The 22,276-nt window shown below is 63.3% G+C and carries 24 protein-coding genes; 10 read left to right on the top strand and 14 right to left on the bottom strand.

Annotated elements, in window-relative coordinates; genetic code table 11:
* Nucleotides 1-114: 114 nt before the first annotated feature.
* The 4 genes from HWQ56_RS22985 to HWQ56_RS22970 form a co-directional block, all read right to left on the bottom strand.
* Nucleotides 115-489, bottom strand: coding sequence for a YgaP family membrane protein (locus HWQ56_RS22985; RefSeq protein ID WP_176571868.1), 375 nt, complete (start codon nt 487-489; stop codon nt 115-117).
* A gap of 67 nt (nt 490-556) precedes the next feature.
* Complete coding sequence (locus tag HWQ56_RS22980; RefSeq protein ID WP_027977079.1) at nt 557-1,027, bottom strand: RNA methyltransferase; 471 nt, start codon at nt 1,025-1,027, stop codon at nt 557-559.
* Nucleotides 1,028-1,033: 6 nt separating this feature from the next.
* On the bottom strand, nt 1,034-1,399 hold the full coding sequence (locus tag HWQ56_RS22975) for a YajD family HNH nuclease (protein ID WP_158158551.1): 366 nt from the start codon (nt 1,397-1,399) through the stop codon (nt 1,034-1,036).
* Between the two features lie 85 nt (nt 1,400-1,484).
* A complete protein-coding gene (locus tag HWQ56_RS22970) occupies nt 1,485-2,171 on the bottom strand; it encodes a spermidine synthase (RefSeq protein ID WP_176571867.1) in 687 nt (228 codons plus the stop codon).
* An 84-nt stretch (nt 2,172-2,255) separates the two neighbouring features.
* Here HWQ56_RS22970 and HWQ56_RS22965 point away from each other — a divergent pair, with 84 nt between their 5' ends.
* Nucleotides 2,256-2,531, top strand: coding sequence for a hypothetical protein (locus HWQ56_RS22965; RefSeq protein ID WP_176571866.1), 276 nt, complete (start codon nt 2,256-2,258; stop codon nt 2,529-2,531).
* 29 nt (nt 2,532-2,560) lie between these two features.
* On the opposite strand, the gene HWQ56_RS22960 is transcribed toward HWQ56_RS22965, so the two are convergent.
* Nucleotides 2,561-3,034, bottom strand: coding sequence for a cyclic nucleotide-binding domain-containing protein (locus tag HWQ56_RS22960; protein WP_158158554.1), 474 nt, complete (start codon nt 3,032-3,034; stop codon nt 2,561-2,563).
* A 112-nt stretch (nt 3,035-3,146) separates the two neighbouring features.
* A complete protein-coding gene (locus HWQ56_RS22955; RefSeq protein WP_176571865.1) occupies nt 3,147-5,201 on the bottom strand; it encodes a S9 family peptidase in 2,055 nt (684 codons plus the stop codon).
* A gap of 121 nt (nt 5,202-5,322) precedes the next feature.
* On the opposite strand from HWQ56_RS22955, the gene HWQ56_RS22950 reads away from it, so the two are divergent.
* From HWQ56_RS22950 to HWQ56_RS22940, 3 genes are read left to right on the top strand one after another with little or no spacing between them, the layout of a single operon-like run.
* A complete protein-coding gene (locus HWQ56_RS22950) occupies nt 5,323-5,835 on the top strand; it encodes an MFS transporter (RefSeq protein WP_158152528.1) in 513 nt (170 codons plus the stop codon).
* Between the two features lie 18 nt (nt 5,836-5,853).
* Nucleotides 5,854-6,630 (top strand): class II glutamine amidotransferase, encoded by a 777-nt coding sequence (locus tag HWQ56_RS22945; RefSeq protein WP_158152529.1) that lies wholly within the window; start codon nt 5,854-5,856, stop codon nt 6,628-6,630.
* 9 nt (nt 6,631-6,639) lie between these two features.
* Nucleotides 6,640-7,167, top strand: a complete 528-nt coding sequence (locus tag HWQ56_RS22940) for a DUF2937 family protein (protein WP_176571864.1) — start codon at nt 6,640-6,642, stop codon at nt 7,165-7,167.
* A 61-nt stretch (nt 7,168-7,228) separates the two neighbouring features.
* Here the strand turns inward: HWQ56_RS22940 and HWQ56_RS22935 are convergent, their stop codons facing one another.
* The 3 genes from HWQ56_RS22935 to HWQ56_RS22925 all read right to left on the bottom strand — a co-directional run bounded on the left by HWQ56_RS22935 (nt 7,229) and on the right by HWQ56_RS22925 (nt 10,457).
* Nucleotides 7,229-8,407, bottom strand: coding sequence for a vWA domain-containing protein (locus HWQ56_RS22935; protein WP_158152531.1), 1,179 nt, complete (start codon nt 8,405-8,407; stop codon nt 7,229-7,231).
* Nucleotides 8,408-8,417: 10 nt separating this feature from the next.
* Nucleotides 8,418-9,263, bottom strand: a complete 846-nt coding sequence (locus HWQ56_RS22930; RefSeq protein WP_158152532.1) for an AAA family ATPase — start codon at nt 9,261-9,263, stop codon at nt 8,418-8,420.
* A 114-nt stretch (nt 9,264-9,377) separates the two neighbouring features.
* Nucleotides 9,378-10,457 carry a DUF748 domain-containing protein gene (locus tag HWQ56_RS22925; protein ID WP_158152533.1) on the bottom strand — a complete coding sequence of 360 codons (1,080 nt, stop codon included), beginning with the start codon at nt 10,455-10,457 and terminating at the stop codon, nt 9,378-9,380.
* A 127-nt stretch (nt 10,458-10,584) separates the two neighbouring features.
* Between HWQ56_RS22925 and cysK the strand changes: the two genes are divergently transcribed.
* Nucleotides 10,585-11,559: a cysteine synthase A gene (gene cysK / locus HWQ56_RS22920; protein ID WP_176571863.1), complete on the top strand. Its 975-nt coding sequence runs from the start codon at nt 10,585-10,587 to the stop codon at nt 11,557-11,559.
* A gap of 161 nt (nt 11,560-11,720) precedes the next feature.
* A complete protein-coding gene (locus HWQ56_RS22915) occupies nt 11,721-12,659 on the top strand; it encodes an aspartyl/asparaginyl beta-hydroxylase domain-containing protein (RefSeq protein ID WP_158152535.1) in 939 nt (312 codons plus the stop codon).
* A gap of 40 nt (nt 12,660-12,699) precedes the next feature.
* Here the strand turns inward: HWQ56_RS22915 and HWQ56_RS22910 are convergent, their stop codons facing one another.
* Both HWQ56_RS22910 and HWQ56_RS22905 read right to left on the bottom strand, forming a co-directional pair.
* Nucleotides 12,700-13,104: a GlcG/HbpS family heme-binding protein gene (locus tag HWQ56_RS22910; RefSeq protein WP_176571862.1), complete on the bottom strand. Its 405-nt coding sequence runs from the start codon at nt 13,102-13,104 to the stop codon at nt 12,700-12,702.
* A gap of 91 nt (nt 13,105-13,195) precedes the next feature.
* Nucleotides 13,196-14,098: a helix-turn-helix domain-containing protein gene (locus HWQ56_RS22905; protein ID WP_176571861.1), complete on the bottom strand. Its 903-nt coding sequence runs from the start codon at nt 14,096-14,098 to the stop codon at nt 13,196-13,198.
* A gap of 181 nt (nt 14,099-14,279) precedes the next feature.
* On the opposite strand from HWQ56_RS22905, the gene HWQ56_RS22900 reads away from it, so the two are divergent.
* From HWQ56_RS22900 to HWQ56_RS22890, 3 genes are read left to right on the top strand one after another with little or no spacing between them, the layout of a single operon-like run.
* Nucleotides 14,280-15,638, top strand: coding sequence for a glutamine synthetase family protein (locus HWQ56_RS22900; RefSeq protein WP_158152537.1), 1,359 nt, complete (start codon nt 14,280-14,282; stop codon nt 15,636-15,638).
* Nucleotides 15,639-15,698: 60 nt separating this feature from the next.
* Nucleotides 15,699-16,787: a polyamine ABC transporter substrate-binding protein gene (locus HWQ56_RS22895; protein ID WP_158152538.1), complete on the top strand. Its 1,089-nt coding sequence runs from the start codon at nt 15,699-15,701 to the stop codon at nt 16,785-16,787.
* A gap of 18 nt (nt 16,788-16,805) precedes the next feature.
* Complete coding sequence (locus HWQ56_RS22890; protein ID WP_425331914.1) at nt 16,806-18,095, top strand: NAD(P)/FAD-dependent oxidoreductase; 1,290 nt, start codon at nt 16,806-16,808, stop codon at nt 18,093-18,095.
* A 133-nt stretch (nt 18,096-18,228) separates the two neighbouring features.
* On the opposite strand, the gene HWQ56_RS22885 is transcribed toward HWQ56_RS22890, so the two are convergent.
* Nucleotides 18,229-19,092: a DMT family transporter gene (locus tag HWQ56_RS22885; RefSeq protein WP_425331980.1), complete on the bottom strand. Its 864-nt coding sequence runs from the start codon at nt 19,090-19,092 to the stop codon at nt 18,229-18,231.
* Between the two features lie 262 nt (nt 19,093-19,354).
* Here HWQ56_RS22885 and aceK point away from each other — a divergent pair, with 262 nt between their 5' ends.
* Nucleotides 19,355-21,076, top strand: coding sequence for a bifunctional isocitrate dehydrogenase kinase/phosphatase (gene aceK, locus HWQ56_RS22880; RefSeq protein WP_176571858.1), 1,722 nt, complete (start codon nt 19,355-19,357; stop codon nt 21,074-21,076).
* Between the two features lie 3 nt (nt 21,077-21,079).
* Here the strand turns inward: aceK and HWQ56_RS22875 are convergent, their stop codons facing one another.
* Both HWQ56_RS22875 and HWQ56_RS22870 read right to left on the bottom strand, forming a co-directional pair.
* Nucleotides 21,080-21,799: a TorF family putative porin gene (locus HWQ56_RS22875; protein WP_176572471.1), complete on the bottom strand. Its 720-nt coding sequence runs from the start codon at nt 21,797-21,799 to the stop codon at nt 21,080-21,082.
* Nucleotides 21,800-21,972: 173 nt separating this feature from the next.
* Nucleotides 21,973-22,161 (bottom strand): hypothetical protein, encoded by a 189-nt coding sequence (locus HWQ56_RS22870; protein WP_027977102.1) that lies wholly within the window; start codon nt 22,159-22,161, stop codon nt 21,973-21,975.
* Nucleotides 22,162-22,276 lie beyond the last annotated feature (115 nt).

The raw sequence follows: 22,276 nt of genomic DNA, 5'->3' as shown, positions 1-22,276 counted from the left end.
GGACCCGGCCGCGTCCCGGGCGCTGCGGAGTATCAGGCCCACCGCATCTGCCTCGACGCGGCCAGGTCCGCTGCTACACGGAGCGGCGTAGCAGCGCAGGGCGGTCAAGCAGGATCAAGCCTTGGGCGAAGCCAGCTCGTCGTTGCCGGTCACGGTAGCGGTCTTGGTGGCTTGTACCGCGGTGTCCTGCAACTTGCTCAGCTCTTCACCTGCCCGCTCGATCTTGGCACGCACGCCGTCCAACTCCTGGCGGCTTTGCGCGATCAGCGCCTTGGTCGCGCTGTGGCCGGTCAGGCCGCGGGCCAGGGCGACGCCGCCGATGGCGATCTGCACCAGGCCGAACAGGCCGCCGCGGCGCAATCCCTTGCCGACCATGACGATACCGGTGGCCACCGAGCCGGCACGTTCCCAGCCTTGCACGTTGTGATCGGTGGACGAGGCCCGCCGGGCGATGGTGTCGAACACTTCCAGGTGCTGGTTGTCGCTCATGATCGTACTCCTGATGGGTTTTGGTCTTCAGTAGCTGACTGCCAAACCCCGCCGCTGTTCCATCGGCCTATTTGAATTTCGGCCCGGAGCGGGTATTCAAGCCCTTGGCCATGCGGTCATACAGCACAACGTTCACCGTCGCCGCCAGGTTCATGCAGCCCTCGGTGGGGATGTAGATGGTGTCTTCGCACCAGTCGCGCACGCTCTGGTCCAGGGAGCCGTCTTCGGGGCCGAAGATGTAGATGGCACGGTCCGGGTGGGTGTACTCGGGCAGTGGGCGCGCGCCTTCCACCAACTCGACGGCCACGGGCGTGCAGCCCAGGGGGATGATCTTCTGCAGGTCGTCGATGCCGATCAGCGGGATGTCATAGTGGATGCGCTTGGTGTCGGTGACAAAGTCCCGGGCCCGCTCGTAACGCTTGCCGGTGTAGAACACCGAATTCACGCCATAGCAGCCGGCGGCTCGCATGACCGAGCCGACGTTTTCAGGGGATTTGGGGTTGAACAGACCGATGCAGCTGTAACGCTTGTTGGCCACGCCGGATCAGTCCTTTTTCATCAGGCCGGCCAGGGCCGCGAAGGGGTTGTGGGTGGCCTTGGCGATGGTCGGGCTGCTCAGGGAACCTTCGCCGAAGTACTGCTGGTCGGTGTAACGAGCGTGCTCGTTGTCGTGGCAGTACAGGCACAGCAGCTCCCAATTGGAGCCGTCCTGCGGATTGTTGTCGTGGTTATGGTCGCGGTGGTGCACGGTCAGTTCGCTCAGGCGCTTGCCGGAGAACTCACGGGCGCAGCGGCCGCACACGTGCGGGTACATCTTCAGCGCCTTGTCGCGGTAGCCGCTTTCGCGCTCGCGCTGGGTCTCGGCCAGGATGCGGTCGAGCTTGGCGGTATGGGGGGTGGACGAACTCATGGGTTCACCTCAAAGGGGTAATGACGGTCAGCCTGCATTCTAGCGCGAAACCGGGCCGTGCAGCGCAAGGAGGGCCGTTCAGGGGTTAGCCCTTGAGCTTTTCGCAGATCCAGATGGTGTGCCGCGTACCCTTGTTGCCATGGGCATACACCTGCACCTCTTCGGCCTTGAAGCCGGCCTTGCGCAGGCGGTCGTTGAACTGGCGGTCGGCACTGGCCGACCACACCGCCAGGATGCCCTTGGGCCGCAAGGCGCGGCCGCAGGCTGCGAGGCCGCCGCTGGAATAGAGCCAGGAGTTGGCCTTCTGGGTCAGGCCCTCGGGGCCATTATCGACGTCGAGCATGATGGCATCAAAGCCCTGGGGCTCGTTTTGCAGCACCTTGGCCACGTCTTCCTGAACGATGGTGGTGCGCGGGTCCAGCACCGGCATGCCGGCCTTCTCCCCGAGCGGCCCGTGGTTCCACTGCACCACGCCAGGCACCAGTTCGGCCACCACCACTTCGGCGCTCTTGCCCAGGTGCTTGAGCGCCGAGGCCAGGGTGAAGCCCATGCCCAGGCCGCCGATCAGTACCCGTGAATTCGGCCGCCCGGCCACTTTGCGGCAAGGGATTTCGGCCAGCGCGTCCTCGGAGCCGTGCATGCGCGTGTTCATCAGTTGGCCGCCGTCGCCGCCCTGGATCTTGATGACGAAATCCTCGCCGTATTCGAACAGGCACAGGGCACCGCCGTTGTCGGGGATGGGCGTGGTGTCCAGCAGTACAAAGCGTTTCATGAGGATCTCGCAGAGGGAGGGGACAGCGGGCGCGGCAAAGAGTAGCCTTGGGTGCAGAACAAGTACCCGGCAGCGGAGCCGTCGATGAAGTCGCTTATTGTATCGGGCATTGCCGCCCTTGCGCTGAGTATTGGCGCGGTGCAGGCGGTAGAAGTGCAGGCAAACGTGGTCACACCCAGCAGCGGCGCCCCCGGCACGCCGACGCCGACGCCCTACCCGCAGGTCTCGAGCCCCATCCTGCCCAAGGCCGGGCCGGCGGGGAGCGCGCCGTTGCTGCCACCGATCAAGGTACCGGGGCCGCCCAAGGATGATGCCTTGCCGGAACTGCAAGCCTCGCCCAACAAACCCCCGCCCGGCTGAGTGGATTGCGCGCGGGACAGGCTGGGCGATCAGGGGTGCTGGGAGAGCAGTTGGCCATCCACCATGCGCAAGCGCTTGGACATGGACACCGCCAGGGCGCGGATGATCTTCGCGGCGATTTTCGGCGCATCGTTGAGCATCTTGTCCAACGAGTCCTTGCCCAAGTTGAGCAATTGACAGTCACTGGCCGCCACGCAGGTGGCCGAGCGTCGTTCGCCGTCCAGCACCGCCATCTCGCCGAACGCCCGGCCCTTGCGCAGGCTGGCGACGTCCACCGGCTGCTCGTCGGCACCGGTCTTGCGCACGGTCACGGTGCCGCGGTGAATGATGCACATGAATGTCCCCGCATCGCCCTCATGGAAGATTTCCTCGCCCTGGGCAATGCTGGTGATGATGAAATAGCCGGAAGCGGCAGCGAAGTCCGCCGGCAGCAGTTGGTTGAACAACCCGCAGTCCATGAGCATGTCGCGGATTTCGTTATTCAGGTAGGTCGGATCTGGCATGGCATCACGGTCTTGTTATACGCACGGGTCCCGCCCCTGAGTGTAGGTGGCGGGCACTGGCAAGTGTGTGAAAAACAGTGTCAATCAGACATCAGGTGGTCGCGAAGTTCCCTCAGGCCAGGCCCAGTACCTTGAACACGAAACCGTATTCCAGCGCGACATCGCGCAGGCCCTGGTAGCGGCCGCTCATGCCGCCATGGCCGGCGCCCAGTTCAGTCTTGAGCAGCAGCAGGTTGCTGTCGGTTTTGGTGTCGCGAAGGCGTGCCACCCATTTGGCCGCTTCCCAGTACTGCACGCGGCTGTCGTTGTAACCGGCCACCACCAGGAGGGCAGGGTAGGCCTGGGCGCTGACGTTTTCGTAGGGCGCGTACCCTTTGATGCGCTCGTATACGTCGGGCTCTTCGGGGTTGCCCCACTCGTCATACTCGGTGACGGTCAGCGGCAGGTCCGGGTCGAGCATGGTATTGAGCACGTCGACGAACGGCACTTCGGCGATGGCCGCCTTGAACAGCTCGGGGCGCTGGTTGAGCACCGCGCCGATCAGCAGGCCACCGGCGCTGCCGCCGCTGATGGCCAGCTGCTGACTGGTGGTCAGGCCCTGGGCGATCAAGTGTTCGGCGCAGGCGATGAAGTCGCTGAAGGTATTGGCCTTGTGCTCTTGTTTGCCCGCCCGATACCAGGCTTCGCCCAGCTCGCCGCCGCCGCGCACATGGGCGATGGCGAAGGCTATGCCGCGTTCCAGCAGGCTCAGGCGGGCGTGGGAGAACCACGGGTCGAGGCTTTCGCCGTAGGCGCCGTAACCGTACAGGTACAGCGGCGTCGGTTGCCCCAGGGCGCTGCGCTTCACCACCAGGCTGATGGGGATGCGCGTGCCGTCGGCCGCCGTGGCCCACAGGCGCTGGCTGACGTAGTCGTCGGCGTTGAACGCTCCCAGCACCGGGGTTTCCTTCAGTACCTTCTGCTCGCCATCGGCCAGGGTCAGTTGACGGACCTGGGCAGGCCGGTTCAGCGCCTCATAGCGCAGGCGAATGCGCGTGCTGACGAACTCCAGGCTATCGGAGACGTGCAAGCTGTAGGCGGCGTCCGGCAGCTGCACGCGATAACTGGCCAGGCCCTGGGGGTGCACCTCGATGATCGGCAGGCCGCCTTCGCGAAGGCTCAGGGTGAAGGCCTGGGCGTTCAGGGTCACGCCTTCGAGCATCACATCGTCGCGGTGGCCGATCAACGGCTGCCAGCGCACGCGCGTCGGCGCCTGACCATCGTCCGGGGCCTGGAACAGCGCGAAGTTGATGCCGTCCTGGTTGCTGCGAATGAACCAGGTCCAGGCGCCGTCCAGCTGGCCGTGGTCGGGGTAGTACTCGTGATCCTCGACCCGGGGGGCCAGGCATTGGAAAGCCTGTTCCGGGGTGGTGGCGTCCAGCACCCAGGCTTCGCTGGTGGTCTTGCTGTTGAGCAGCAGGATCAGTTGACGTTCGGAGCTGGCGCGGTAGCAGTGCAGAAAGAAGCGCCCGTCGGTCTCCTCGAACACCAGAGTGGCGTCGCTGCCGCCCAGGCGGTGACGGTACAGCTTGTGGGGGCGGTGGGTATCGTCCAGTTCGCCGAAGAACAGCGTCTGGCTGTCGTTGGCCCAGGTCATGCTGCCGTCGCAGTCATCGAAGGGCAGCTCGGTGACGTCGCCGGTCGCCAGGTCCTTCACGTACAGGCGGTAGATTTCGTCACCGCTGGTGTCCAGGCTGTAGGCCAGCAACCGGTGGTCGGGGCTGATGTTGAAGGCGCCCAGGGACAGGAACCCGCCCGCGGCCAGGGCGTTGGGGTCCAGTAGCAGTTCCTCGCGGGCTTCGTCGACCGTGGCGCTGTCGTCGGCTGGACGGGGGCAGCGGTAGTGGCGCGCATATTCGTCGCCGGCCGTGGTGCGGGTGTAGTACAGGTAAGGGCCCCAAGGCGACGCCAGGGACAGGTCGGTCTCGCGGATGCGGCCCTTGATCTCCTCGAACAGTTGTTCGCGCAGTTCGACCTGGTCGGCCAGTTGCGCTTCCTGGTAAGCGTTTTCAGCCTTCAGGTAATCAAGCACCTCGGCGCTGTCGCGTTCCTGCAGCCAGGCGTAGGGGTCGGTGCCGTCGGCCTTGCGGGCGATGGGGGCACGTGGGGCGGTGGCTGATGGGGGCATGGGCGGTTCAGTCGCAAAGGGGGATTTGGCGGCACCCGGCGGGCCTTTTGGCATAGGGGGCGCCTGCACGGCGAAAAGTCGTTATCATAAGCGCCTATTCGCCTGCCTTGCCACGGACACCATGACCGAGAACGACTATTTCCTCGCCTGGGGTATCTATGCCTTCGCCGCCTTTGGTTGCCTGATGGTATGGCTGCGCCTGACCACCTGGATCTGGCGCTGGCTGCGCCAGCCGCTGCGCCTGGTGATGGCGGTGGTGCTGTTTACCCCCACCATCGTCGACCCGGGCAAGGACATGTTCGCCCCCGCGGTGGCCATGACCGCCCTGGACATCCTGTTCAAGGATGCCGGCCATGCCTTGCCCGCCATGTCGGACCTGGCCATGTACAGCCTGGTCGCCCTGGTGCTGTACGTGATCTACGCCCTGATTCGCTGGCCGATCGAACGCAGCAGCCGCGCCCGCCGTGCCGAACAGGCCGCCCGTGACGAAGCCCTGGCCAAGGCCGAGGCCGACCAGCGGCGCCGTGACGAACCCGACGAGCCTTTTGGCAGCGCCGACCGTTTCGGCCGCACGCCGCCCCAGCCGACACCGCCCAGCCCTGTCGGGCGCATGCGCGTCGAGCCGCGCCTGTAACGCCGCCGGGGAGCTGCCATGTGTGAACTGCTGGGCATGAGCGCCAACGTGCCGACCGACATCGTTTTCAGCTTCACCGGGCTGATGCAGCGTGGCGGCCGGACCGGCCCCCACCGCGACGGCTGGGGCATCGCATTCTACGAGGGGCGCGGCCTGCGCCTGTTCCAGGACCCGGCCGCGAGCAGCGAATCGCAAGTGGCCGAGCTGGTGCAGCGCTACCCGATCAAGAGCGAGGTGGTCATCGGCCATATCCGCCAGGCCAACGTGGGCAAGGTGTGCCTGTCCAATACCCACCCGTTCGTGCGTGAACTGTGGGGGCGCAACTGGTGCTTCGCCCACAACGGCCAACTGGCCGACTTCAACCCGTCTGCCACGTTCTACCGGCCAGTGGGTGATACCGATAGCGAAGCGGCGTTCTGCGACCTGCTCAACCGCGTGCGCGAAGCGTTTCCCGAGCCAGTGGAAATCGAGCAGATACTGCCTGTCCTCATCGAAGCGTGCGCTCACTACCGGGCCAAGGGTGTTTTCAACTGCCTGTTCAGTGACGGCGACTGGCTGTTCTGCTTCTGCTCCACCAAACTGGCCCACATTACCCGCCGGGCGCCGTTCGGCCCGGCCCGGCTCAAGGACGTGGACGTGATCGTCGACTTCCAGGCCGAGACCACCCCCAACGACGTGGTCACGGTGATTGCCACCGAACCGCTGACCGAAAACGAAACCTGGCAGCGCTACGAGCCCGGCCAATGGGCGCTGTGGCGCCGCGGCGAATGCGTGCTGCAGGGCACCACTGACTAGGAAGGCCCGATGCTGCGAAGTTACTTGCGACTGGTGCTGTTTGCCGTGGGGTTGTTGCTGGGCGTTCAGGTGCCCGGCCTGATCAATGATTACGTGCACCGGGTGGAAGCCCACCTGATGGAAGCGCAGCAAAGCCTACGCGGCTTCCAGGACACTGCTGACAAGTTCTTCAACGGTGACTTGCAGGCGTTGGTGGCCCATTACCACGACAGCAGCGACCCCGTGTTCCAGAGCGATGGCCAGAGTGTGGGCACCCTGATCGAGCGGCACAAGGCGCTGGACGCCGAGTGGCTGGCGCTGCAGGGGCCGTGGTGGTGGCGCGACTGGCACGTGATCACGGCAGCCGATCCGAAGATCAGCCAGGAAACCCTGAACGGGTATACCTACCAGGTGTTGCTTGTGCCCGAGGCAATTGGCTGGGGCGTGGCGGTGGCGTTCATTCTGGCGCTGGTGCTGGAGTGCCTGGTGATGTTGCCGGCGTGGACCCTGTATGGCGTGCGTCGCTACAAGGGTGAAGTGCCGGAACACTGGCGCTAGGCCCCCTGGCTGCGCCCGGCTCAATGGCCGGGCGACATTCGGGAAGCGGCCCGCGCCGATCTCACTTGGACAGGAACCGCATCCCCTCCTCAAGCCCGCGCAAGGTCAGCGGATACATCTGGTCTTCGATCAGTTCACGTACGATGTTGGTCGACGCCGTGTACCCCCAGGTGTCCTTGGGGTAGGGGTTGATCCAGATGAGCTTCTTGTACTTCTCCATGAACCGCTGCATCCACACGTAGCCGGCTTCTTCGTTCCAGTGCTCCACGCTACCCCCCGGTTGGGTGATTTCGTAGGGCGCCATGGCCGCGTCACCGACGAAAATCACCTTCCAGTCTGGCCCGTACTTGTGCAGCAGGTCCTGGGTGGCGGTGCGCTCAGAGGTGCGGCGCAGGTTGTTCTTCCACACCGACTCGTACACGAAGTTGTGGAAGTAGAAGTACTCCAGGTGCTTGAACTCGGTCTTGCAGGCCGAGAACAGTTCCTCGCAGATCTTCACGTGGGCGTCCATCGAACCGCCGATGTCGAACAACAGCAGCAACTTGACGGTGTTGCGCCGCTCGGGGCGCATCTGGATGTTCAGCAGGCCGGCATCACGAGCGGTGTGGTCGATGGTGCCGTCGATGTCCAGTTCCTCGGCGGCGCCCTGGCGGGCGAACTTGCGCAGGCGGCGCAGGGCTACCTTGATGTTGCGCGTGCCCAGTTCCACTTGGTCGTCGAGGTTCTTGTACTCGCGCTGGTCCCATACCTTCACGGCCTTGCCCTGGCGCTTGCCGGCGTCGCCCACGCGGATGCCTTCGGGGTTGAAACCACCGGAGCCGAACGGGCTGGTGCCGCCCGTGCCGATCCATTTGTTGCCGCCGGCGTGGCGTTCCTTCTGTTCTTCCAGGCGCTGCTTGAATGCCTCGATGAGTTTGTCCAGGCCCCCCAGGGACTGGATCTGCGCGCGCTCCTCGTCGGTCAGCGAGCGCTCGAACTCCTTGCGCAGCCACTCTTCGGGAATCAGCGCCTGCAAGTGGTCGTCGAGTTTTTCCAAACCATTGAAGTAGGCGGCGAAGGCACGGTCGAACTTGTCGAAGTGCCGTTCATCCTTCACCAGGATGGCGCGGGACAGGTAGTAGAACTCGTCCATGTCGGCGAACGTGACCCGCGCCTGCAAGGCGTTGATCAAGTCCAGCAGTTCGCGCACCGAGACCGGCACCTTGGCGGCGCGCATCTCGTTGAAGAGGTTGAGCAGCATGCCAGGCCCCTCAGCGGTTGCCGCGCCGGCTCATGAACGCCAGGCGTTCGAGCAACTGCACGTCTTGCTCGTTTTTCACCAGGGCACCGGCCAGCGGCGGGATGGCCTTGGTAGGGTCGCGTTCGCGCAGCACCGCTTCACCGATGTTGTCGGCCATCAGCAGTTTCAGCCAGTCCACCAGTTCAGAGGTAGAGGGCTTTTTCTTCAGGCCGGGCACTTTGCGCACGTCGAAGAACACGTCCAGCGCTTCGCTCACCAGCTCTTTCTTGATGTCGGGGTAATGCACATCGACGATTTTTTGCAGGGTAGGGCGGTCGGGGAAGGCGATGTAATGGAAGAAGCAGCGGCGCAGGAACGCGTCTGGCAGCTCTTTTTCGTTGTTGGAAGTGATGATGATGATCGGGCGCTGTTTGGCCTTGATGGTCTCGTCGATCTCGTAGACGTAGAACTCCATCTTGTCGAGTTCCTGCAACAGGTCGTTGGGGAACTCGATGTCGGCCTTGTCGATTTCATCGATCAGCAGAATCACCCGTTCCTCGGACTCGAAGGCCTCCCACAGCTTGCCCTTCTTCAGGTAGTTGCGCACATCGTGGACCTTGTCCACGCCCAGTTGCGAGTCACGCAGGCGGCTGACCGCGTCGTACTCGTACAGCCCTTGGTGGGCCTTGGTGGTGGACTTGATGTGCCAGGTGATCAGGCGGGCGCCGAAGGACTCGGCCAGTTGCTCGGCGAGCATGGTCTTGCCCGTGCCAGGCTCGCCCTTGACCAGCAGCGGGCGTTGCAGGGTGATGGCCGCGTTCACCGCCAGTTTCAGGTCGTCTGTGGCGACGTATGCCGCGGTGCCTTCGAACTTCATGTCTGCTTGCCCTCAGTCTGAACGTTTTGTCATGCTGCGACTATAACGCGGGGTTCGGTCGAATGTGAACGCAGCGCCGTCATTCAGTCGCTGAATGAACACACGCCAGCGCTATCAATCACCTTCCTTGGGCGGCGCCTGTTCATACTTGGCGTTGAAGGCCTGCACGAAGCCGTTGCGCAGGATCTCCCAGAACGCCTCCAGGGCACTGATGTCCTGGCGGTGCACACTGCCGCTGAGGTCCACGCGGGTGGCGAACTGGTTCTTGTTGTGGTTCTTCAGCACTGTCTGGGTACCGCCGACAATGGCTTCCCACACCGAGCGGAAGAAGCCCTTGTCCTTGTTCTCCACGTCCTGCTGCCAGTTGAACACCTCGACGTTGTGCAGCAACGGCTTGATGTAGCCCGTGAGCTGGCCCTTGGTGGCCTGGGCCTCCACCACCACGTCACCGGTACCGGCATTGAAGTCGAACTTGCCGTAGGCGCTGGAGAAATCGTTGACCTTGCGCAGTTGCACACCGGTGGTACGCAGGCGGAACTGGAAGTCCTCGAAGTTGCTGAAGGGGTCGAAGGTGGCGGTCGCCTCCAGCGGGGCCTGGCCGAACAGTTGCGCATGGCCTTCGAAGCGGGCATCGCGCTTGCCCTGCTTGTCTTCCACGTTGGTGAGGTTATAGAGGCTGGCGTTGACATGATTGGCCGACAGGTTCACCGGCGGCTTGGAATTGAAGTTGCGGAAGGTGATGGTGCCGTCGTTGACCCGCACCTCGTCCAGGGTGAACGGCACCAATTTATTCAACTGCGCCCGCCAGTCGGTACCGGCACCGGTCTGGGAGGCCTGCTTGTTGGTGCCGCCGTCAACGAAGTTCAGTTCCGGGTTCGCAAACTCCACCTTGGCCACCACCGCATGGTCGTACCACAGCGAATGCCAGCTCACCGCCAGGTCGATCAACGGCGCAGTCAGCAGAGGCACCGGCACCTTGCCGTCGACCTTGACGATTTCCAAACCGTTGATTTTATAGGCGCCGCGCCACAGGGCCAGGTCCACGTCAGCCACGTGGCCGCGGTAGGCGCCCATGTCGGCGAGCTTGTCGTTGAGGTAGTTGCGCACCACGTAGGGCAAGGCGACGTGCAGCACGATCAGCAGCAGTACGATGACTGCCACCGTCCACAGGGGCCAACTGTAGCGACGTTTCATGATGCTGGTGTCCTGAACGTTATAAGACATTGACCGGTGCGCGCGGCATCCGTTCGCCACGACTGGACTCCCCCGGCCACCAGGCTTACCCTTGGATTTTTACGCTGGTGCATAAGGACCTCCTGCCATGAGCCGCATTTTCGCTGACAACGCGCATTCCATCGGCAACACGCCGCTGGTGCAGATCAACCGCATCGCCCCGCGCGGCGTAACCGTGCTGGCCAAGATCGAAGGCCGCAACCCCGGTTATTCGGTCAAGTGCCGCATCGGCGCCAACATGATCTGGGACGCCGAAAGCAGCGGCAAGCTCAAGCCGGGCATGACCATCATCGAGCCTACCTCCGGTAACACTGGCATTGGCCTGGCCTTCGTTGCCGCCGCCCGTGGCTACAAGCTGGTGCTGACCATGCCGGCCTCCATGAGCATCGAACGTCGCAAGGTGCTGAAAGCCCTGGGCGCCGAGTTGGTACTCACCGAGCCTGCCAAGGGCATGAAAGGCGCCATCGAGAAGGCCGAGGAACTGGCCAACGCCAACCCCGACACCTATTTCATGCCCCAGCAGTTCAGCAACCCGGCCAACCCGGCCATCCACGAGAAGACCACGGGGCCGGAGATCTGGAACGATACCGATGGCGCCGTCGATGTGCTGGTGGCCGGCGTGGGCACGGGCGGCACCATCACCGGCGTGTCGCGCTACATCAAGAAAACCCAGGGCAAGTCCATTCTCTCTGTGGCGGTGGAGCCCATCACTTCGCCGGTCATCACCCAGGCCCTGGCGGGAGAAGAGATCAAGCCCAACCCGCACAAGATCCAGGGCATTGGTGCCGGGTTCGTGCCCAAGAACCTTGACCTGGCGCTGGTGGACCGGGTGGAATTGGTCAGCGACGACGAAGCCAAGGCCATGGCCCTGCGCCTGATGCAGGAAGAAGGCATCCTGTGCGGCATTTCCTGTGGCGCGGCCATGGCGGCGGCCGTGCGCCTGGCCGAGAAGCCGGAAATGCAGGGCAAGACCATCGTCGTCATCCTGCCGGACTCGGGTGAGCGTTACCTCTCGAGCATGCTGTTCAGCGACCTGTTCACCGAGGCTGAAACCCAGCAGTAAGCCTGTACCGCCAACGCGGCCTTACGGCCACGGCTACCAGTGTTGACTTGCCTCAAGGAAGAGGCTGGCGGCCCGCGCAATAATGAATGTCGTCCGGAATGGCTGCCCAGGCAGCCTTCCAGGGTTTATCATGGCTGACTGCCCATTCAAGGAGTTGTTGCATGACCCTTTCACTCGCCGTCAAGGTTGCTGTGCTGATGCTGTTCGTCTGCAGCATCCTCTACGTGCATCTGCGCGGCAAGGCGCGCCTGCCGGTGCTGCGCCAGTTCGTCAACCACTCCGCGTTCTTCGCGCCGTACAACGCGCTGATGTACCTGTTTTCCGCCGTGCCGTCCAAGCCTTACCTGGACCGCAGCAAGTTTCCCGAACTGGACCTGTTGAAGAACAACTGGGAAACCATTCGCGAAGAGGCCATGCACCTGTTCGACGAGGGCTACATTCGCGCCGCCGAAAAGAACAACGACGCCGGCTTCGGTTCGTTCTTCAAGAAAGGCTGGAAACGCTTCTACCTCAAGTGGTACGACCAGCCATTGCCGTCGGCCGTGGCCCTGTGCCCCAAGACGGTGGAGCTGGTGAGCAGCATCCCCAACGTCAAGGGCGCCATGTTTGCCCTGCTGCCGGGCGGCAGCCACCTGAACCCGCACCGCGACCCGTTCGCCGGTTCGCTGCGCTACCACCTGGGCCTGTCGACGCCCAATTCCGACGCTTGCCGCATCTTCGTGGACGGTCAGGAATACGCCTGGCGCGACGGCGAAGATGTGATGTTCGACGAGACCTACGTGCACTGGGTCAAGAACGAGACCGACTTCACCCGCGTGATCCTGTTCTGCGACATCGAGCGCCCGTTGAGCAACCGCCTGATGGGCCGCATCAACCGCAGCGTCAGCGCCTTCCTGGGCCGTGCCACGGCACCGCAGAACGTTGATGAAGAGCGCGTGGGCGGTATCAACCAGGCCTACGCCTGGAGCAAGCGTTTCAGTGACGGCATTTCCGGCAAGGTGAAGACATTCAAGCGCGCCAACCCCAAGGCCTACCGCGTTCTGCGGCCTGTGCTGGCGGTGGTGCTGCTGACTGCCCTGGGTTACTGGCTGTTCGGTTGAACCCCGTGCCCCGGCCGCTCGGCCGGGGCCTCTCGCTTTCCTAGCCCAGCACGGCCACGCCCGCCCGGGCGATCTGCGCATCGAACTCCGACTTCACCCCTGAAACGCCAACCGCGCCAATCACCTGGCCGTCGTGGATGATGGGTACCGCGCCTTCCAGGCAGGTCATGATGTCCACCGACAGGAACGAGGTGCGGCCCGTGGTGTTCACCAGGTCTTCGTAATATTTCGATTCGCGGCCGCTGATGGCCGAAGTGCGGGCTTTTTCCGGCGCCAGGTACGCGGTGCTGGCGGCGGCGCCGTCCAGGCGCTCCAGGGCCAGCAGATGGCCGCCGTCGTCGACGATGGCGATGGTCACCGCCCAGTTGTTCTGCTGCGCTTCGGCGCGGGCGGCGGCCAGGATACGGGTGGTCTCGGTGTGGCCCAGTACGGCTTTGCTACGCATCATTCAGTCCTTTTCATGGGTGGGGGCAGGGCGGTTATCTTCACACGGGGTAGGATGCTTTGTCCCACCCATGTCCCGCGGGTATCGGGTTTCAGCGCCTGCGCCTGAGCGTCTCGCTGGGCAGTTCATCGAACAATGCCCGGTAGCTGCTGGAAAACCGCCCCAAGTGCCAGAACGACCAATGCATCGCCACCTCGGCCACCGTGGTGGCGTTGCCTTGGGCGCGCAGCAGTTCGCGGTGGGCGTTGTTCAGGCGCTTGAGCCGCAGCCATTGGGCCGGCGCCATCCCGGTGTAGGCCTTGAAGGCTTGCCGCAACTGGCGCAGCGACACGCCGGCGACCCGCGCCAGTTCCACCAGGTTGAGGGTTTCATCGGGCACGTCGGCAGCCCACTCGAACACCCGCTTCATGATCCGCCGCTCTGCCCCCCGGCGTTGCAAGGCACCGGTATCCAAGCCCACCGAGGCGTTGTCGAGGATGAACAGGCAGTCGTCCAGCAATTGCCGCGTGAGGCTGTCGCGGTCTGGGCCGTCGGCATCGTCGGCCAGGCGGGTGAGGGTGCTGCCCAGCCAGCGCGTGAACAGTTGGTTCTGCCCGCAGCGCAGCGGCGCCATGAACAACCCTTCCAGGCGCGCCACCTCCAGGCCATGCTCGCGCACGAATTGGGGGCCGAACACCACGGCGGTCTCCCGGTAGTGCTCCGGGGTGATCCAGATATTGCGGCTTTCGCCGTTCAGCAGGTAAAGCGACTGCTCACTCTGGTCGAAACAGAAAGCCAGTGACCCTTGGGGGGCGCTGAAGTGCTGCTCTACCCGGGTGTTCATGCCTTCTTCGTAAATTTCCACGCCGTGCAGGTCCAGGTAACGGATCTGCCCGCGGAAATGCCCCGGTGACATCTGCTGATAGTCCTGCACCCAGCCGGGCGTGGCCTGGATCTGCTCGGTGAAACTGCCGGTCTGGTAGGCCTGGACGGTAAGCGGGTAGGGCTCTTTCATACGATGACCTGGTCGCACCACGATGGTGCATTAAGGCGTGCGTAAAGTGGATAGATGGTTATAAGCTGCATGCGCAAGATATAAGGGAACGCGCCCGAGGGGAAGATCGGCCCCACGCTTCGTTCATTCGAGGCAAAAACCAGGCACTATCGGCGCTAACAAAAATCGAGATGAGGTCTTTATGAATGCCCCCTTCGACCAACTGTCCAGTTGGCTGAAAGATCACAAGATTACCGAGGTTGAATGCGTGGTCAGCGACCTGACCGGCATTGCCCGCGGCAAGATAGCACCCACCAACAAATTCCTGCATGAGCGCGGCATGCGCCTGCCGGAAAGTGTGCTGTTGCAAACGGTAACCGGGGATTTTGTCGACGATGACATCTACTACGACCTGCTGGACCCTGCCGACATCGACATGATCTGCCGCCCGGACCCTTCGTCGATCTATGTGATCCCCTGGGCCATCGAACCGACGGCCATCGTCATCCACGACACCTTCGACAAACAGGGCAACCCCGTTGAGCTGTCGCCGCGCAACGTGCTGAAGAAAGTGCTCAAGCTGTACGCCGACAAAGGCTGGCAGCCCATCGTCGCGCCGGAAATGGAGTTCTACCTGACCCAGCGCTGCGAAGACCCCGACCTGCCTCTGCGTGCGCCCCTGGGCCGTTCGGGCCGTGCCGAGAGCGGCCGGCAGTCGTTCTCCATCGACGCCGCCAACGAATTCGACCCGCTGTTCGAAGACGTCTACGACTGGTGCGAAGCCCAGGGCCTGGACCTGGACACGCTGATCCACGAAGACGGCCCGGCGCAGATGGAGATCAACTTCCGCCACGGCGATGCCCTGGACCTGGCCGACCAGATCACCATCTTCAAGCGCACCATGCGTGAGGCGGCCCTCAAGCACAACGTCACCGCCACGTTCATGGCCAAGCCGGTGGGCGACGAGCCGGGCAGTGCCATGCACCTGCACCAGAGCGTCATCGACATCGCCACCGGCAAGCCGATCTTCGTTGACGCCGACGGCGCCAAGAGCCAGCTGTTCCTGCACCACATCGGCGGCCTGCAAAAGTACATTCCCAAGCTGCTGCCCATGTTCGCCCCCAACGTCAACTCGTTCCGCCGCTTCCTGCCGGACACCTCGGCACCGGTGAACGTGGAGTGGGGCGAGGAAAACCGTACGGTGGGCCTGCGGGTGCCGGATGCCAGCCCCGAAGCCATGCGCGTGGAAAACCGCCTGCCGGGCGCCGACGCCAACCCTTACCTGGCCATCGCCGCGAGCCTGTTGTGCGGCTACCTGGGCATGGTCGAGGGCATCGAGCCCAGCGCCCCGGTGGAAGGTCGTGCTTATGAGCGCCGCAACCTGCGCCTGCCGATCACCATCGAAGACGCCCTGGCGCATATGGAAGAGTGCGACACCGTCATCCAGTACCTGGGCGAGAAGTTTGTGCGCGGTTACGTGGCGGTAAAACGCGCGGAGCATGAAAATTTCAAGCGGGTCATCAGTTCCTGGGAGCGCGAGTTCCTGCTGTTGAGTGTTTGAGGCAGCTTCACGCTGCAAGCTTCAAGCTTGCAGCGCCAACCTTTCCAAGGAGTGAGTCGAATGCAAGTTCTGAAAACCCTGTTACCCGCAGCCCTTGCGCTGACCATGGCCACCGGGGCCCAGGCCGAAGGTTCGGTCAGTGTCTACAACTGGACCGATTACATCGGCGATACCACCCTGGCGGACTTCACCGCCAAGACGGGCATCAAGGTGGTGTACGACGTCTTCGACTCCAACGAAACCCTGGAAGGCAAGCTGCTGGCCGGCCACACCGGCTATGACGTGGTGGTGCCCTCCAACCACTTCCTCGGCCGTCAGGTGAAGGCCGGGGCATTCCTGAAACTGGACCGCTCGCAACTGCCGAACTGGAAGAACCTGGACCCCAAACTGATGACGCTGCTGGAGAAGAACGACCCCGGCAACGCCCATTCGGTACCCTACCTGTGGGGCACCAATGGCATCGGCTACAACGTGGACAAGGTCAAGCAAGTACTGGGTGTGGACCACATCGATTCCTGGGCCGTGCTGTTCGAGCCCGAGAACATGAAGAAACTCAGCCAATGTGGCGTTTCTTTCATGGACTCGGCTGACGAAGTGTTGCCAGCCACCCTGAAATACATGGGGCTGGACCCTAACAGCGCCAACCCCGAGGACTACGCCAAGGCCAAGGCCAAGCTCAAGGCCGTGCGCCCGTATGTGACCTACTTCCACTCGTCCAAGTACGTGTCGGATTTGGCCAACGGCAACATCTGCGTAGCCTTCGGCTATTCGGGTGACGTGTTCCAGGCGGCCAACCGCGCCAAGGAAGCCAAGAACGGCATCCATATCGCCTATGCCATTCCCAAGGAAGGCGCCAACCTGTGGTTCGACCTGCTGGCCATCCCCGCCGATGCCGCAGACGTGAAAGAGGCGCACGCCTTCATCAACAACCTGCTCGACCCGCAGGTCATCGCCAAGGTCAGCGCCACGGTCGGCTATGCCAACCCGAACGTCGAAGCCAAGCAATACATGGACAAGGACCTGCTGAGTAACCCTGAGGTGTACCCGTCTCAGGAAGTACTCGACCAGCTCTACATTTCCACCGCCCCGAAACCGGCCATCATGCGTTTGATGACGCGTGACTGGGTGGACATCAAGTCGAACCGTTAAGCGAGAAATGTGATGGTGATGCATTCAGAACATGCCCGGTCGTATTACGCGGCAACCGCTGGCCAGATGCTGGAGTACCCCTGCCTGGGGGAAGGCCTGGTCGCGGATGTGTGCGTGATCGGCGGTGGCTTCACTGGCGTCAACACGGCCCTGGAACTGGCCGCGCGTGGCCTGTCGGTGGTGCTGCTGGAAGGGCGGCGAATCGGCTGGGGCGCCAGTGGTCGCAATGGCGGCCAACTGATCCGCGGCATTGGCCATGCGGTGGACGGCTTTGCCCGCTACGTGGGCAATGACGGTGTGCGCTACCTGGAGCAGGCGGGTATCGAGTCGGTGGCGTTGGTGCGCGAACGCATCGAGTCCAATGGCATCGACTGCGACCTGCGCTGGGGCTTCTGCGAACTGGCCAATACCCCGGCCCAGTTCGCGGCCTTTGCCGAGGAGCAGCGCTGGTTGGGCGAAATGGGCTACATCCACGAAACCCGCATCGTCGGCCCCGCGCAGATCAGGCAAGTGGTGAACAGCGATCAGTACGCCGGTGGTCTGGTGGACATGGGTTCGGGGCACCTGCACCCCTTGCGCCTGGTGCTGGGCGAAGCGCGCCTGGCCCAGGCCCAAGGTGTGCGCATTTTCGAGAACAGCCCGGCGCTGGAGATCATCCATGGCAGTACCGTGCAGGTGCGCTGCGCCGGTGGCACTGTGCGGGCCGGCCACCTGGTGCTGGGCTGCAACGCCCACCTGGATGACCTGGAACCGCGCCTGAGCGGCAAGGTACTGCCCGCGGGCAGCTACATCATCACCACCGAGCCGCTGGGGGCCGAGCTGGCCGCCAGCCTGATTCCCCAGAACCTGGCGCTGTGCGACCAGAAAGTGGGCCTGGACTACTACCGGCTGACGGCTGACAACCGCCTGCTGTTCGGTGGCGCCTGCCACTATTCAGGGCGCGACCCGGCTGACATTGGCGCCTACATGCGGCCCAAGATGCTCAAGGTTTTCCCGCAACTGGCCAACGTGCGGCTGGACTACCAGTGGGGCGGCATGATCGGCATCACCGCCAACCGTTTCCCCCAGGTGGGGCGGCTGAGCCAGTATCCCAACGTGTATTACGCTCAGGGTTACAGCGGCCACGGCGTCAACGTCACCCACTGGACGGCGAAACTGCTGGCCGAGGCCATTCACGCCGGTCACAGCCATGGGTTCGACGTCTTCAGCAAGGTGCCGCACATGACGTTCCCCGGCGGCAAGGCCCTGCGCTCGCCGCTGTTGGCGCTGGGCATGGCGTGGTACCGGCTCAAGGAGATCCTGGGCTGAGGCAATAGCTGCAGGGTCGCCGGCCAGCTCGGGAACAGGCACCGCAATGGTCCTGACATTGCACGTGGCTTCCTTCCCAAGCTTGGCCGGGAGGCGGCATGCGGTCAGGACCGTGACGCGCTAGCGCCTGTACTTATTTCGCAGGCCTCAAGACCAGGTACAACGCCACCCCGATCAATGCTCCACCCTGCAGATGCGCCCACGACAGTGGCTCACCCAGCAGCAACGCCCCCCACAGCACCCCGAACGCCGGAATCATGAAGGTCACGGTGCTGGATTTCACCGGGCCGATATCGCTCAGCAAGCGGAAATACAGGATGTAGGCGAACGCCGTGCACACCAGGCCCAGGCCCAGCAACGAGCCCCACACTTCCCAGCCACCCCAGCTCGCCGGGGGCGCGATGGTGACGCTGGCGGCGAACAAGGGCAGTAGCAGTAACGTTGCCCCCAGCATGCTGCCCAGCGCCGACAAGCGCGGGTCGAGCCCGCCTTGCTGGTCCAGCCAGCGGCGGGCCAGGAAGCCGGCGAAACCGTAGCAGGTGGTGGCGAGCAGGCAAGCCCCTGCGCCCATGGCCAATTGCGCGTCGAAGGCCACGGGGCCGGCGCGGGTCAGGATGCCTACGCCAAACAGGCCGACGAACACGCCCAGCAGCTTGATCGGGGTCAGGCGTTCATGGAAGAACAGCCCGCCGATCAGCACCCCCATGAGCGGGGTCGTGGCATTGAAGATCGCCGAGTAGCCCGCTGGCAGCACCTGGGCGGCGACGGCGTACAAGGTAGCCGGCATGCCCGAGTTGATCATGCCCAGCAGCAGGCAGGTCTTGAGCTTGCCATTGAAGGCCCATTTCACCCGCATCAGCGCCAGCATGACCAGCAGTCCGGTGGCCGCAATGGCCACGCGAAAAAAAGCGGTGGGCAAAGCACCCAGTTCAGGGGCGATGACACGCATGAACAGAAAGCTCGCTCCCCAGACGGCGGCCAGCAGCAACATGTTCATGAGGGAGGCGGGTTTCACGGGGATCTCCTGATCCGGTTGGCAGGGCGCAAGTGTCCTTGACCGATGGGGCCTGCGCAAGGGTTAGCGCTGCACCGCAGCCAACCCCTGTGGGACCGGGCGCCAGCTCGGGAAGCAGGCGCCGCTGTGGTTCCGGCGGTACGCGGTGAGCCTTTGCAGCGCTTCGCCTGGTCCCGCAGGTCGCGCCGGCCCCCGACTGCTACGCTTGGGTTTCCTGTATGCCCCTTGCAGAGGCCTGTGACCCATGGCGCAACAATGGCCGGCGGCTGAGATCGCCCGCACCATCCTCGATGGTTTCGATGACTACCGCGAACATTTCCGCCTGATCACCGACGGCGCGCGCGGGCGCTTCGAGCAGGCCCACTGGCAGGAAATCCAGGACGCTTCGGCTGCGCGTATCAATCTGTATGAGGCGAAGGTCGGCCAGACCGTGGAGCGGCTGCGCGAAGGCTTCGCTACCGAGGTGCTGAACGACGTAGGGCAATGGCCGCTGGTCAAGAGCGCTTACATTCGCCTGATCGACCTGCGCTTTGACGATGAGCTGGCCGAAACCTGGTACAACTCGATTTTCTGCGGCCTGTTCAGCCATGACCTGATCAGCGACGGCTGCATGTTCATTCACACCACGCGGCCGTCCCTGCGTGGCGAGCGGGCGCCGCAGACCCGTACCTACGTGCCCAATGGCCAATTGGCTGGCATGCTGGCCCAGGTGTTCGCCGACTACCGTTTCGACGTGGCCTACGCCGACCTGAGCGGCGATACGCAGCGCCTGGAAGGCCAACTGCGTGAGCACCTGCCCGACTGGGTGTGCAAGGACAGCGAGCTGCGCCTGGAGCTGTTTTCTTCGGTGCTGTACCGCAACAAGGGCGCCTACCTGGTAGGGCGCCTGTTCACCCATGACGAGCAGTGGCCCGTGGCAATTGCATTCCTGCACCGCGAAGGGCAGGGCGTGCGCATCGACGCGCTGATCACGGACGAGGCAGAGGTGTCGATCATCTTTTCCTTTACCCGCTCGTATTTCATGGTGGATGTTCCCGTGCCCGCTGAATTCGTCGGCTTTCTCAAGCGCATCCTGCCCGGCAAGCACATTGCCGAACTGTACACTTCCATCGGCTTCTACAAGCACGGCAAGTCCGAGTTCTACCGCGCGCTCATCCACCACCTGGCTGACACCGATGACCGCTTCATCATGGCGCCCGGGGTGCGCGGCATGGTCATGTCGGTGTTCACGCTGCCGGGTTTCAATACCGTGTTCAAGATCATCAAGGACCGCTTCTCGCCGTCCAAGAACGTGGACCGCAACACGGTGATCGAAAAATACCGTCTGGTGAAGAGCGTCGACCGGGTGGGGCGCATGGCCGACACCCAAGAGTTCGCCGACTTCCGTTTTCCACGCAGCAAGTTCGACCCCGAATGCCTGGCCGAGCTGCTGGAAGTGGCGCCCTCCACCGTGCAGGTCGAGGGCGAAACGGTGCTCATCCGCCATTGCTGGACCGAGCGGCGCATGACGCCGCTGAACCTGTACCTTGAAAGCGCCAACGAACCCCAGGTGCGCGAGGCCCTGGAAGACTACGGCCTGGCGATCAAGCAACTGGCGGCCGCCAACATCTTTCCCGGTGACATGCTGTTGAAGAACTTCGGCGTCACCCGCCATGGCCGGGTAGTGTTCTACGACTACGACGAGATCAGCTACCTGACCGAGGTGAATTTTCGCCAGATCCCGCCAGCGCGTTTCCCGGAAGACGAGATGGCCTCGGAGCCCTGGTATTCGATCGGGCCCCATGACGTGTTTCCCGAAGAGTTTCCGCCTTTCCTGTTCGCCGATGCCGGCCAGCGGCGCCTGTTCAGCCAGCTGCATGGCGAGCTGTACGACGCGGACTATTGGAAAGGCCTGCAAGGGGCGATCATGGAGGGCAAGGTGATCGACGTGTTTCCGTACCGCCGCCAGCAGCGTGACAACGAATAGGGTTCAGAACAGCGCGCGTTGTGCCTGGATGACCACGGTGCTGTCGCACCAGCTGTTCTGCCCCGAATAAGCCACGCACTCGGGCCCGCGCAGGCTGGAGTCGCTGTAGATGAAGTTCAGGTCCACCCCCATGAACGCCCGCGACAGCTGCACCGACCAGTCACTGAAGCCACGCACCTCGGTGTCGTCACCGATGGTGTAGGGGGTGTCCAATTGATGGCTGCCGACTTTCATGCGCACGCCGAAGTCCAGCATCGGCACGGTGCCGAAGTCGGCGAACAGGGTGCTGTCGCGTCGGCCAGGGTCGTCGCTGAAGGCTGCGCCGAAGCGGTTGCCCAAGAGGGTCAGGCCGGCATACACCTCATGGCTGTCATTGGTGGCAAGGTCGGGAAAGGTGTAATGGATCACGCCCACTTCGTAGCCCAGGTTGCCGGTGAGGGAGCGCTTGAAACCGGTGTAGGTATCGATTTCCAGGTTGGTGGAGGCGGTCAGGCCCATGCTGGGTGCCCACTGGCCGAAATACCAACCGCTGTCGCTGCTCAGGTCCACGCCGCCGTGCACACTCTCGGTGCTGGCCGGCTTCACCAGGCCTTGCGCCATGGAGCGGGCGGGGCTGGTGCCGAACTGCAGGTTGTAGTCGGCCAGGTCGCGCTGCAACAGCTGTGCGCTGACGTTATCGCTGGCCATCAATGTGGCAATCATGAACAGGCTGGGCTTGAGCATCATGCTCCCCCTGGCTGGAAGGCTTGATCTAGAGGGGCCAAGCATACCGGCGAAAACAGGCGAGACTTTGCCGCTCGTCGGTTTTTGCGGCACCGATCGGCTGGAAAACGCTGAGAGGGGAACTGCGCAGGCAGTGGGCCATCAGGCCCACATGCCCGGGGAGGGCGCTTGGGTTATTTCTTGCCCAGGCTGATGTGGCGCGATGGCGTGAAGGTCTGACCGCTGACGCCTTTGGCGATCTGCTGGATTTCACCACCGCTTTTCAGGAACGCGGCAATCTGGTCATTGATCGATTCGCTGGTTTCCACCGCCGGAGCGGGCTTGGCTTTGCTGTTCGAGGCTTTTACACGCATGGCTGCCATTCACCTGTGCAATTACAATACGGCCAGTGATTATACCGGAGTGGGCATTTAATTGCTGACTTAATATTGACGCGAAATCAGGCGAATATTAATTTGTCAATCAGGTGTTTAAATT

Source organism: Pseudomonas eucalypticola (genome assembly GCF_013374995.1).
GTDB lineage: Bacteria > Pseudomonadota > Gammaproteobacteria > Pseudomonadales > Pseudomonadaceae > Aquipseudomonas > Aquipseudomonas eucalypticola.
Note: the sequence above shows the minus strand (reverse complement) of the source record. Positions and strands in the feature narration are given on the sequence as shown.